The organism is Anaerobacillus sp. 1_MG-2023, assembly GCF_030547345.1.
In the GTDB taxonomy this organism is placed as follows: Bacteria; Bacillota; Bacilli; order Bacillales; family Guptibacillaceae; genus Guptibacillus; species Guptibacillus hwajinpoensis_B.
In genome coordinates this window covers 209,348-221,196 of the sequence record NZ_JAUORD010000002.1, presented here as the reverse complement: position 1 = coordinate 221,196, position 11,849 = coordinate 209,348, and the positions used below count along the sequence as shown (strand labels likewise).

Genomic DNA, 11,849 nt, shown 5'->3' with positions numbered 1-11,849 from the left:
TTGAAGGGAAACGCTTAGCGAAGCAGCTCCTTAATTGTATATGGAAGCATTTCATGAAGCGTTTCAAAAGAATAGGTGAGTTCAAGCCGCTCTGTCCATTTATGCGCATCTTTACCCTTAGGTCCAAGGTTCATGACGGGAACTTTTAGCTGCTCTAAAGCTTCTAGAGGCAATTCGTATGATTGACCATATAACGGCATGTTGCTCATTAATGGTTGGATTGTTTCTTTCGTTCTTTCAAGCCCGACGAAACTTAAATCAGAAAGTCCTGGAAAATAATGTTGAGGTTTCAGCGTCACCTTATGTTTAGTTGAACTATAAGCGACCACTCGATGAATGGTTTCCTGAATAAAAGAATCATGCCTGGAAGATACAGCCGGATAGAATGGTGGATTATAAAAAAGGATAATCATCGGACCATCATCTTTACATAGTGCGGCTAAATCAAAAACCATTCTTGTTGAAAGATCTCGATCGCCTAGATCTTTAAAATTGGCAGATATATAATCTTGCCGACGTTTAATTTCTGCCTCCCCAAACAGCATTACAGCACGTTGATGCAGCTGCTCATAAGTCAGAACGTTAACCTTGAATGGTTCAGGGACATAGTTTTGGAGCATGGAGAACGCTGTAGCTTTCTCCAAATAGTGATTTTCAATGCGTTTGGCAGCAACTTTGACTGCCTCCATTAATTGATTTGTAATATGCTGAATGCTCCTCTCCATACCAAGAACATTGAAAAGAGTTACACCCACATGCGGAATCTGTACGGAGTATCCTTCTTTTAAATCCTTTTGCATTAAGTTAGTTGGCGGAGGTGTTACTTCCCCATCGACAACTTCACAAAAATCAGCGTTAAGCTCAAGCTCTCTTGTTACTTCAGCAGCCATGTAGTTAGCATTCAATCCTGAGAACGGCTCACCAACGTGCGTTTCTTGACCGTAACAGAAAAAGCCAGGTAATAGCTTTCCAATTGATCCTGAATAAACATACAAGTTCTGGTCACCAGGATAATTTGTAAAAACAGGTTCAGAATTTAAGCAGGCAGTATAAATTAAATCATGCTGTTTAGCCATTTCGACAAGTACAGGAACAGCTTCGATCATCCCAAGTGAATTTGCTTCTTCATCAGGAACAGTAAGGAATAAAATATTCCCGTCAAATTCACCAAAATTTGCTTTTTCAAGCATACTCATTTGAAGGGCAATGCCAGCTTTCATATCCATTACACCACGCCCAAACATCCACTCGCCACTTGTAAGGTCGTTCTGAACTTCAACCGGCATTTTATCAATATTTTTGTATATTTCTTCTGTAAGATCATATGGACTAAAAGCTAGATTTTTGAATTGTCCGTAGTCTTCTATGTCAACCACATCAAAATGGCTAATTAATATAACCGTTTTCTTAGACCGTCCTTTTTTAATAAGTCCTGTAACGAAAGAGCGACCATCACTTGTTGGATGAAGAGCGAGCATATTAGGATTTCCTTTGAAATAGTCCAAATCCTGAAGCTGAAGGTGAATATATTCAGCAAGTGCTACCTCCGGATATGATCCTGTTACACTCTGATGTTCAACTAGTCTGGATAGTAAGTACATTAAGGTTTCTTTCGTTTGCCATTTCCCCATCACATCGCCCCCTCATATGTCTGTTATTTTTGCAAATCCAACCTGTTTTTGGTAGGTTTAATGGGAATAGACGGACTTTTATGAACTCTTTTTCCGTTTATCATATTTTATACATACTAAACCCGAAAAGACCAGCAGAAATGAGGGGAACAATGACAATTATATTCGCTCACAGAGGCGCAAGTAGACAATGCCCCGAGAACACAATAAGTGCTTATCAACGCGCTGTTCATCTTGGAGCAGGCGGAATTGAAATTGATATTCAGCTTTCAAAAGATGGGATCCCTGTCGTTATTCATGATCGAACGCTGAAAAGGACAACATCCGGAAAAGGGATTGTGACAGAAACCACTCTCTCTGACCTCAAAAAACTTGATGCGGGAAGCTGGTTTTCTCCCGATTTTAAACATGAAAAAATTCCTTCGTTAGAAGAGGTTTTGATCTGGGCAGCGGACTACCCAGAGGTTTTGTTAAACATTGAATTAAAATACTATCGAGAAGACGACGAACAGCTTGCCAAAGTGGCGATTCCACTCATTAAGAAATATCGCTCTGAGAAAAATACGATGATTTCTAGCTTTGAACACCAACGGCTGATAGATGTGCATAAATTATGGCCAAAATTAGAAACAGCACCTCTTTATAAGGGGAATTTACATGAGCCATGGCATTATGCTAAGAAGTTAAAAGCAAAAGCGATCCATCCGCAATTCAAATCCATCCATGCATCACTCGTAAAAGCAGTGCATTCACATGGCATTAAAATACGTCCTTATACGGTCAATGACGAAAAAGGACTAAGACAATTCCTCGATTGGGAAGTGGATGGAATTATGACAGACGTCCCAGACCTGGCGCTTAATATCATGCATAATAAACAAATTCCTCAACAAAAAAAGTCATGGTGGAAAACTGTCTGGAGTGTGGTAACAAAGTAAAGCAAGATTTGCGACATCTATTTTTGGTCATGCTATACTTTTAGGGTTACGAAAGAAGTAATAAAGGAGCGATTGCATGTCTTCAGCATTATTTACACCATATACTATTAAAAATGTCACCTTCCCTAACCGGATTGTAATGAGTCCCATGTGCATGTATTCATGTGAAGCACAGGATGGTAAAGCCACAAGCTTCCACTATATTCACTACACTTCCAGAGCTGTAGGAGGAACAGGCTTGATTTTCACAGAAGCAGCAGCCATCACAGAACAAGGTCGTATTTCTCCACAGGATCTTGGAATCTGGAGTGATGACCATATAGAAGGATTAAAAAAAATTGTGCATCTTTCTCAAGAACAGGGATCAAAAGTTGGCATTCAACTTGCGCACGCAGGTCGAAAAGCCGTTCTCGATGGACCGATTATTGCACCATCTTCCATTCCTTTCAATGATGAGATGAAAACACCAGAAGAAATGACAGTCGAACAAATTAAGGCAACCATCGATGCTTTTAGAAAAGGAGCGGAACGAGCGAAGGAAGCAGGATTCGATGTGATTGAACTACACGGCGCTCACGGATATTTAATCAATGAATTTCTATCGCCACTCACTAACAAACGTAAGGATGAATATGGCGGTTCAAGAGAAAACCGTTATCGTTTCTTAAAAGAAACCATTAATGAAGTAAACGAAGTTTGGGACGGACCACTATTCGTTCGAATTTCTGCTGAGGAATACCATGAAGAAGGTAATACAATGGAGGATTTCGTTTATTTTTCTGACGAAATGAAAAAGCAAGGTGTCGATCTTGTTGATTGTAGTACTGGTGGAGTTGTTCCTGCGCGTATTCAAGCCTACCCAGGTTATCAGGTAAAGCATGCCGAACAAATCCGAAGGGAATCTAACATTGCAACTGGAGCCGTTGGATTAATTACCCATCCTCTTCAAGCGGAAGAGATCATTCAAAATGAACGAGCGGATCTCGTTTTACTCGCTAGAGAAATGTTAAGAGATCCTTATTGGGCTAGAACTGCCGCAGCTGAACTTGGAGGAGATTTAAAAGCTCCTAAACAATATGAACGTGGTTGGAACTAATGTGTTGCAATAGATATAGATAAAGCGAGCTCAAGTTGAGCTCGTTTTTCTTAATGGAATATGTACCGTTGTCTGGTCCATCATTAAATCGGTATTTTCAAAAACATTTCTCGCTTCTTCCACCAGTCCTAAAACATCAGATTCCTGGTAGCGAGAACTAATATGATTTAACAACAGTTTCTCCACCCGAGCATCCTTTGCAATCCTAGCTGCTTGAACTGTAGTGGAATGATAATACTCATATGCTAGTCTAGTGTTTGCCTCAGAAAAAGTAGCTTCGTGAATCAAAACGTCGGCATTTCTGGCAAAATCAATGGTCTTTTCTGTAAATCTTGTATCGCCACAAACGACAATGTGCCTACCTTTAATGGTTGGTCCTGTCACGTCACACGCATGAATCGTTTGCCCGTTCTCCAGTTTAATTGAACAACCGCTTTTCAACTTTTGATAGATCGGTCCAGGCTGTACGCCGAGAGCCTTTAATTTTTCAACATTTAACGTACCTGCTTTATCCCTTTCTTCAATGCGATAACCAAAGCTATCGATTCCGTGCTCCAAAAGAGCAACCTTAATGGAAAAATGAGATTCATTCACTTGAACCCCGTCCTCTACTTCTACAATACGCAGCGGATAACGTAGGTAGGTGCCACTAATCCGAATCGCTGTATCAATAAAATCAGCTAATCCTTTGGGACCATATACAACCAATTCTGATTCTCCTCCCTGAAAGGAGCGACTCCCAAGGATGCCTGGTAATCCAAAAATGTGGTCTCCGTGCAAATGAGTAATGAAAATTTTTGTCATTTTACTAAGTGTAATAGATGAAGTAAGAATTTGATGTTGTGTCGCTTCTCCACAGTCAAATAACCATACTTCTCCAGAATCCAATCGAAGGGCTGCGGAACTGACGTTGCGTTTTGTGGAAGGAACACCGGCACCCGTCCCAAGAAATGTGATTTCCATCTAAATCCTCCTTTTCATCGTCTCTTAGTCGCAAACATTTAGATGATCAGCTACACTATATGTATAAATTTCATATAGGAGCTGGATCTCATGTCTTCGAAGAATAGATTAATAGTTGCATTAGTCCTATCTCATATCCTTTTATTCTTGTCTTTCTTTTTGTTTAATGACATCTTCTGGCCGCTCTTTACCGTATCTCTTCTATTACTCGGTAGTTTTTCATTCCGTCATGTTAAATGGAGGAAACTTTCTTTCGCTCAACTCATAATCGGAATTGGAAGCGGTGGCTTGCTGTATCTCATTTTTTATGTGGGTAAAGTGATGATGCTCTACATTTTCCCTCAGTCGATCACTCAGGTTGAAGCACTCTATCAACTTGTAGCACCTGATCAAACCTGGCATTATTACAGCCTAATTCTTATCATCATTCCGGGAGAAGAACTGTTTTGGAGAGGGTTTGTACAAACACAGCTAAGAACGATTCACATCAAGTATCCAATCTTACTAGCTGCTCTTCTTTATATGAGTGCACACATATATGCAGGCGCTTTTCTATTGCTGATAGCTGCTGTTTTAGCAGGAATTGTATGGGGATACCTGTATAAACGCACTGAAAATATGATCGTTCCGCTGCTTTCACACCTTGTTTTCGACTTATTTCTTCTAGTTTTCTTTCCGCTTCTCTAGTTTATACGAAAACTTTACTTCATGAAGGAGGTTCTTCACATGCTTCTTATACAGAAGAGCCTCTTTGTGATCTGGATCTTTCTCTCCATAGCGAACATTCTCGTAAATTTTAATAATATATTTTTTGTTTTCACAACTACCAGGAATCCTTCGCAACCATTCACTTAACGTTTCATCTTTTTGGCGACCATTACGATATTTGAACGCTTTTATTTCAAGATCATAGAGCTGTTTTCTTATTTGATCAGAAGGTGGCTTTGATTGCTTCATTTGTTTATCTTTATGTGAATACACTGTTTCACTTGTTGAAGTTGCAAACGATTTGACTTGAAAACGAGAAAGAGCCAACCTTTTCTTATACAAAACGATCGCAACAATAACGAAGCAAATGAAAAGTAGAGTATAGAAAATCATCTCTATCGGAATATCTATCCCTTGATTCAGAATTTTTTTATCGTTCATGATTTCTTGAGTCTCACTACTCGAGCTCGTCTGTAATAATTCCCGACCATCTTCAGTAAAGCGACCTTCAAGAAATGATGTTATCCAGTAAATCGGTAGACCAATAACATAACCTAGTCCGCTTATCGAATAAGAGATTGCTTTTACGATCGGTTCTTTCACCCAAATCAAGATGCTAAACAGTACACTTGAAGCAGATAACAAAATGAAGATAGAGCTTATCGCCCACCTAGCCTGCTTCTTCCCTCCTGTTTTACTAACTTCTACAGCAGTTCTACAAATAAGAAGCATCACGAACTGCACAAGAGGCAACAAAAAAATAACCTGTCGCAGTTCAGATGAATTACTAAATAAAAAGAATAGAAACGCCCCAATTAAACTTAAGAAAAATATGAGAGCATCATTACTTCGCTCAATCTCCCACATATTAATATAACTCCGCCAGGCAATGACTATCGAAAGAAGAACCGTATATAGGAACGGGAAACCTAGCACTACTACTCCCGCAAGAGTCGTCAAAACCATTAGCAGCAACATCCATGTAAACGAAATGTATGCGCGGTTTCGGGCGTAGACACCGAAAAATACTAAGCCTCCCCCTATAACCATAGTCAGAAAGGGAAGTATCGGTGGAAAGGTCTTTTCATACAAATAAAAAAACGAAATGATAAGATACACAAACACCATGTCATAAACGTAATAAAGAATATGAGAGAGTTCCTTTCGTAAACTCATGACTCCTTCTTCCTCTCTAAATAGCTAAGATATGCGTCATCACCTGACATTTTTACTTCATAGCATTTATGTCCTTTCCTTTCTAATAGATGATAAAACGCTGCTTCTTTGCTCTCGTGGATCGGTTCTCCTAATCGAATGACAACAGATCGATCTGTTATTCGCTTCCGCAGCCATGCACTCATTCGCTCAAAAGATAACAAAGGCCTCGTTTCGTCAATTCGAGCTAGCAATTCAAGCGCATTACTCAACTGAGCATTTCCCTCACCTGCTTCTAGTGTCATACATGGGGACGGTCCTTCTGGATCTAGATTGATATGTAATTCGAATGACACCCCTGTTTTGGTAGCAAGTTTGCAGAGAAAAGCAAGTTGACTTATATACGTCTCGATGTCTTTAGAGACCTGCCCAGGACTATTTTTCCTTTTAACAGATAAATCAAGAACAAATATCCACCTCAAATCAATCGAACGTTCGTATACTTTTGTTTTCAATTCTGAGGTTCTAGCTGTGGCTTTCCAATGAATGCGATTGAATGGGTCCGAACTTTCGTATTCCCTGGCACCTGCTGGAGATGAAAGGTTTTCATATAGCGAATGTTCATAAGAATGGCTTCCCATTTCGAACGTCGAAAGTCGCTCTACACCTTTCACCTCTAAAAGTTCGGGATATATCAGAATTTCTGTCTGAAATAAACTTTCAAGAATGGATAACTGTCTCCCCCATCCAAAGAGATCTTTAATCAAAAGCTCTACTTTTCTTATCCGAGTCACTCCTCTTTTATCTGCATAAATCGGAAAGGAAATGGTTTTCCCTTCCTTTCTACCAAGATAATAAGGTATGGAATAAAATTGAAGGTTTTTAGTATTTTGGACTAGATCAACATTTGAAACATGCAGAATAGGCTCTAGAGAAAAATGGAGCTGCCCATTCCATATCGGAACTTTCCCAGTATTGTTTAGTGTAAAAGAGAGGGTTTCCTGCTCCCCTTTGAAAAGCTTAATCGTTCGACGGTTATTTACTAATTCAAGATGCTCACCTGCATTTTTCAAGTACAGACGAGTAAAAAAGGTTAATAGCAATAGCGCAATGGTGATTAAGAAAAGTTCAAAAGACTGAAAATAAAATGAGAGAAGAAGGACAATCCAGCTCAGGGCAAAAAATGAAGTTAGAAACAATGAAAGCGATGTTGACGATTTCCACCTCATGTTACTGACGTCCCTAGCACTTCCACAGGCACTTCAATTTGAGTGAGAATTTCATTAAATACTTTTTGTTTCGTCATCCGCATGGATCCTTCCATCGTAAGTACAAGACGGTGACTAAGAACATAAGGAGCCACGAACTGGAGATCATCAGGAGTGACATATCGTCTCCCTTCTAAATACGCTTTTCCCTGTGCGGCTTTCATAAAAGCAATTGTGCCCCTTGGACTAACGCCAACACTTATGTACTCTGAATTTCTTGTGGCTTCCACAATATTAAGTAAATAATCTTCAATCACATCAGAAAGTTCAACTCGTTTTACTTCCTCTTGAAATGATTCAATCTCACCTTCTTCAAAAAGACACGTCAAATCATTAAATGGATTATGTAATCTCATCATTTGAATCATCTGTTTTTCTTCTTTCATGGTTGGGTAGCCACTTTTCATTTGCATAAAGAAGCGATCCATTTGTGCTTCAGGTAATGAGAAGGTACCCTGTGATTCTAATGGGTTCTGTGTCGCCATGACGATAAAAGGAGTAGGAAGCTTTAACGTTGTTCCTTCAATGGTTACTTGCTTCTCTTCCATAACTTCCAATAAACTCGACTGGGTCCTTGGAGTAGCTCGATTTATCTCATCTGCGAGTAATACATTCGTCATAACGGGGCCGGGTCGTAATTCAAAATCTTGTTTCTTAGGATTGAAAAATTGAATACCTGTGACGTCACCTGGAAGAACATCAGGAGTAAATTGTATTCTCTTAAATTCCCCTCCTAGTAAAACGGCCATTGACCGGGCAAGAAGTGTTTTCCCCGTGCCTGGAACATCTTCTAATAAAACATTCCCATTATTCAACAATGAAATCATTACAAGTTCAATCGTTTTTTCTTTGCCGATCAGCACCTTTTGCATTTCATGTTGAACAATCTTCATTTTTTCTACAATTTTCATTTTGTCAGCTCCCTTTCAGATCAGATGAAAAATGGGCTATTCTTTTTCTTTTTTATAATTCCAAAGAAAATCACGATCTAGACTCGTTCCACGTCTTTTCTCGTCTCGCAGTTTATGACTTCCATCTTCGCCAAGCTGGTTCCCTTTTAGAAGAGCACTATCTCCGTATTTTGATCGGATAGATCCAATGGTTTTCTGTAAGCTATCTCTTCTTGAATCAGCTTCAAAAGAAAATAAATCAAGCTGAACAGTGGCTTCGTTTCGATCAACTAATTGCTGTCCAGTTATTCCAAGTAATCGAATTGGCTGCCCGGACCAGTTCTTTTCAAATAGTCTCTGAGCTGCATCTAAAATATCAGCAGATTGAGAAATCGGGTTTTGAAGCTTCTTGCTTCTGGTTACAGTTGTGCGATCATTGTAGCGAATCGTCAGCTGAATATTAAAGCTCAAAACATTCTTCTTACTCATACGCTTCGCGACCGAATCTGATAAATTAGTCAGCGCAGTATTAATACGATGATGATCAATGAGATCCTCGGGAAAAGTGGTGGAATTCCCAACGCTTTTAAACTCATCTATGGCGTCAGGATCAACCGGACGGTCGTCCCTCCCATTTGCGCGGTCATGTAGCCTTCTTCCGTTGATACCAAGCTTCATTTCAAGCTGCAGAGGATTCGCATGAGCAAGATCGTGAATGGTTTTAATATTGAGTTCATGCAATTTCCCCTTCGTTTTCTTGCCTACCCCATGCATTTCACCAACATCTAGCGGCCAGAGTAATTTATCTAGCTCTCTTTTACGAAGAATCGTTATACCTAAAGGCTTCTTCATATCAGAAGCCATTTTAGCCAAGAATTTATTAGGGGCGATTCCGATACTACATGGAATACCAATTTCAGAATGAATCCGCTGTTGAATTTCCTTTGCAATAGCAACAGGACTTTTCTCACCGCAATCTTCCGTAATATCTAAGTAACCTTCATCAATCGATACTGGCTGAACGAGTGGCGTGTAGGTTTCTAACAATTCGAATATTTGGAGAGAGGTTTGGCGATAAAGGGGAAAGTTAGGTGGCATGATGAGAAGTTCTGGACAGTACTTTTTCGCTTCCCATACCGGCATTGTTGTTTTCACACCTTTCTTTCTCGCTTCATAGCTACTCGTCACCACAATGCCTCGCCTTTCCTCAACATTCCCGGCAATCGCAAGAGGTTTTCCGCGAAGCTCTGGATTATGAGCAGCTTCAACTGACGCATAAAAACTGTTCATATCTACATGAAAAATAATTCTACCTCTTCCCTTTGCACTCCTATCCATTCCACACATCTCCTTAAACCTATATCGACTCCATTCGAGTCTATTCGGGCGGTGCCTGTCACTAGTAACTAACAAAAAGACAGGAGTGGGCCCCTGCCTTACGTCGTTTTAACTTGTTGTCTTTCAACCCATTTCACAAATTCATTTCCGTGAAAATGCTTATTGAACTCCATCTGAAATTGATACATTGCCTCAAGAAATTCAGCATTTTCTTCTGATTTGGAGCGATATTCTTCAAGGTACTTCATAACGGAGTATGAGTACTGGTCACTCGCTTCTACTTTAGATAGTCCTTCTTCAGTCAAAGTAACATATGATACGCGTCGATCATCCGTTTTCTTTTCAAGTTTAACGAACAATTTGTTTTTCAACCGCTTTAATACCTGCATAACGGTGGAGACATCCCATAGACCGATTTCCGATATTTTGGTTATCGTTACCTCTTCCTCAAAGTAAACAATCCACATCACATGTTGTTCAGCCTGAGTTAATCCAATCTCTCTTGCATTTTTTTGCCATTCATTTTCCAGAACTTTATATGTTCCGCGCATATAGTTCATTAGTTTATGAGTTTGAATAGAGTCCATCTTAACACCGCTTCCACTTCTTTAATTGTAATCATACGAATCCATTTTAACATAATATAGGAATCCTGCCACGAAGATGAGAACAACAAAAAAAGAACATTGTCTAAATCCGACAATGTTCTAAACAATGATTTACTTACTATGCATTTGCTACTTCTTTAATAATAGATACCACGGCTTCAGAAACTTTCACTAATTCTTTTACCGGCATCCGTTCATTTGTAGTATGAATTTCTTCATAACCTACCGCAAGGTTAATTGTGGGAATACCGTGTCCAGCTATAACGTTTGCGTCACTTCCACCGCCACTAGTTAATAGTTCTGGGGAACGACCAATCTTTTCCATAGCTTTTTTCGCTATTTCAACAACGTAATCACCATCGTTGAACTTAAATCCAGGGTACATGACCTTAATATCAAGATCAACGGAGCCTCCCATATCTGAAGCAGTTGTCTCAAATGCTTTTTTCATTTTTTCTACTTGAGCTTCCATTTTCTCTGGAACGAGCGAGCGTGCTTCTGCAAGAACTTCCACATAGTCGCATACAATGTTTGTTTGTGAGCCACCTTGAAAACGACCAATATTCGCTGTCGTTTCATTATCCAAACGTCCAAGAGGCATCTTAGCGATAGATTTTGCTGCCATCGTGATTGCGGAAACTCCCTTTTCAGGTGCTACTCCTGCATGAGCCGTTTTTCCATAAATAGTTGCCTTGATTTTTGCTTGAGTAGGAGCCGCTGTGATAATTTTCCCAACTTCACCATCACTATCGAGAGCGTAGCCAAATTTGGCGATTAGCTTCTCTGGATCAAGAACTTTTGCACCTTGTAGTCCAGACTCTTCTCCAACAGTTATTATAAATTGGATCGTTCCATGCTCGATATTCTGTTCTTTTAGTACACGAATAGCTTCAAACATCGCAGCTAGTCCTGTTTTGTCATCGGCACCAAGAATCGTTGTTCCATCCGATACGACATATCCATCTTTAATTGAAGGCTTAACTCCTTTTCCTGGGACAACTGTATCCATATGCGAAGTGAAGTAGATCGGATCTGCACTTTCAACGGTGCCTTTTAGTGTACAAATTAGGTTACCGGCTTCATGTTCCGTTTTTTCTGCTGCATCATCTTCTTCTACTTCCACACCAAGTGATGTGAACTTTTCTTTTAAAATGGCAGCAATTTTCTTTTCGTTTTTTGTTTCAGAATCAATTTGAACGAGTTCTAAAAACTCATCCACAAGTCTTTGTTCATTAATCATGATGTCGTGCCTCC

The 11,849-nt window shown here is 39.7% G+C and carries 11 protein-coding genes; 3 read left to right on the top strand and 8 right to left on the bottom strand.

Features of this window, described 5'->3' with window-relative positions:
- Positions 1-14: 14 nt before the first annotated feature.
- The gene (locus Q4550_RS04915) at positions 15-1,631 is read right to left on the bottom strand and encodes a M20/M25/M40 family metallo-hydrolase (RefSeq protein WP_303530760.1); all 1,617 of its coding nucleotides are present in this window, start codon (positions 1,629-1,631) and stop codon (positions 15-17) included.
- Between the two features lie 152 nt (positions 1,632-1,783).
- On the opposite strand from Q4550_RS04915, the gene Q4550_RS04910 reads away from it, so the two are divergent.
- Positions 1,784-2,569 carry a glycerophosphodiester phosphodiesterase gene (locus tag Q4550_RS04910; protein ID WP_303530758.1) on the top strand — a complete coding sequence of 262 codons (786 nt, stop codon included), beginning with the start codon at positions 1,784-1,786 and terminating at the stop codon, positions 2,567-2,569.
- Positions 2,570-2,645: 76 nt separating this feature from the next.
- The gene (gene namA / locus Q4550_RS04905; RefSeq protein WP_303530756.1) at positions 2,646-3,665 is read left to right on the top strand and encodes an NADPH dehydrogenase NamA; all 1,020 of its coding nucleotides are present in this window, start codon (positions 2,646-2,648) and stop codon (positions 3,663-3,665) included.
- Between the two features lie 30 nt (positions 3,666-3,695).
- Here the strand turns inward: namA and rnz are convergent, their stop codons facing one another.
- Complete coding sequence (rnz, locus tag Q4550_RS04900) at positions 3,696-4,628, bottom strand: ribonuclease Z (RefSeq protein WP_303530755.1); 933 nt, start codon at positions 4,626-4,628, stop codon at positions 3,696-3,698.
- Between the two features lie 90 nt (positions 4,629-4,718).
- Between rnz and Q4550_RS04895 the strand changes: the two genes are divergently transcribed.
- Positions 4,719-5,315 (top strand): CPBP family intramembrane glutamic endopeptidase, encoded by a 597-nt coding sequence (locus Q4550_RS04895; protein ID WP_303530754.1) that lies wholly within the window; start codon positions 4,719-4,721, stop codon positions 5,313-5,315.
- On the opposite strand, the gene Q4550_RS04890 is transcribed toward Q4550_RS04895, so the two are convergent.
- The 6 genes from Q4550_RS04890 to Q4550_RS04865 form a co-directional block, all read right to left on the bottom strand.
- The gene (locus tag Q4550_RS04890) at positions 5,292-6,512 is read right to left on the bottom strand and encodes a hypothetical protein (RefSeq protein WP_303530752.1); all 1,221 of its coding nucleotides are present in this window, start codon (positions 6,510-6,512) and stop codon (positions 5,292-5,294) included. The two genes, Q4550_RS04895 and Q4550_RS04890, sit on opposite strands and share 24 nt — an antisense overlap.
- Entirely contained in the window at positions 6,509-7,720 is a 1,212-nt protein-coding gene (locus Q4550_RS04885) for a DUF58 domain-containing protein (RefSeq protein ID WP_303530750.1), read from the bottom strand. Before Q4550_RS04885 ends, Q4550_RS04890 begins: the two co-directional genes overlap by 4 nt.
- Positions 7,717-8,670 carry an AAA family ATPase gene (locus Q4550_RS04880; RefSeq protein WP_303530748.1) on the bottom strand — a complete coding sequence of 318 codons (954 nt, stop codon included), beginning with the start codon at positions 8,668-8,670 and terminating at the stop codon, positions 7,717-7,719. Before Q4550_RS04880 ends, Q4550_RS04885 begins: the two co-directional genes overlap by 4 nt.
- 36 nt (positions 8,671-8,706) lie before the next feature.
- Positions 8,707-9,987, bottom strand: a complete 1,281-nt coding sequence (locus Q4550_RS04875; protein ID WP_194222081.1) for a DNA polymerase IV — start codon at positions 9,985-9,987, stop codon at positions 8,707-8,709.
- 98 nt (positions 9,988-10,085) lie between these two features.
- Positions 10,086-10,574, bottom strand: coding sequence for a transcriptional regulator, SarA/Rot family (locus tag Q4550_RS04870; protein WP_303530740.1), 489 nt, complete (start codon positions 10,572-10,574; stop codon positions 10,086-10,088).
- Between the two features lie 139 nt (positions 10,575-10,713).
- Positions 10,714-11,835, bottom strand: a complete 1,122-nt coding sequence (locus Q4550_RS04865; RefSeq protein ID WP_303530738.1) for a M20/M25/M40 family metallo-hydrolase — start codon at positions 11,833-11,835, stop codon at positions 10,714-10,716.
- Positions 11,836-11,849: the final 14 nt, after the last annotated feature.

Excerpts from the sequence above, each read along its gene's own strand:
- namA (WP_303530756.1), top strand. The coding sequence starts at position 2,646 with ATGTCTTCAGCATTATTTACACCATATACTATTAAAAATGTCACCTTC.
- Q4550_RS04870 (WP_303530740.1), bottom strand. The coding sequence starts at position 10,574 with ATGGACTCTATTCAAACTCATAAACTAATGAACTATATGCGCGGAACA.
- Q4550_RS04910 (WP_303530758.1), top strand. The coding sequence starts at position 1,784 with ATGACAATTATATTCGCTCACAGAGGCGCAAGTAGACAATGCCCCGAG.
- Q4550_RS04915 (WP_303530760.1), bottom strand. The coding sequence starts at position 1,631 with ATGGGGAAATGGCAAACGAAAGAAACCTTAATGTACTTACTATCCAGA.
- Q4550_RS04865 (WP_303530738.1), bottom strand. The coding sequence starts at position 11,835 with ATGATTAATGAACAAAGACTTGTGGATGAGTTTTTAGAACTCGTTCAA.
- Q4550_RS04875 (WP_194222081.1), bottom strand. The coding sequence starts at position 9,987 with ATGGATAGGAGTGCAAAGGGAAGAGGTAGAATTATTTTTCATGTAGAT.
- Q4550_RS04880 (WP_303530748.1), bottom strand. The coding sequence starts at position 8,670 with ATGAAAATTGTAGAAAAAATGAAGATTGTTCAACATGAAATGCAAAAG.
- Q4550_RS04895 (WP_303530754.1), top strand. The coding sequence starts at position 4,719 with ATGTCTTCGAAGAATAGATTAATAGTTGCATTAGTCCTATCTCATATC.
- Q4550_RS04890 (WP_303530752.1), bottom strand. The coding sequence starts at position 6,512 with ATGAGTTTACGAAAGGAACTCTCTCATATTCTTTATTACGTTTATGAC.
- rnz (WP_303530755.1), bottom strand. The coding sequence starts at position 4,628 with ATGGAAATCACATTTCTTGGGACGGGTGCCGGTGTTCCTTCCACAAAA.
- Q4550_RS04885 (WP_303530750.1), bottom strand. The coding sequence starts at position 7,720 with ATGAGGTGGAAATCGTCAACATCGCTTTCATTGTTTCTAACTTCATTT.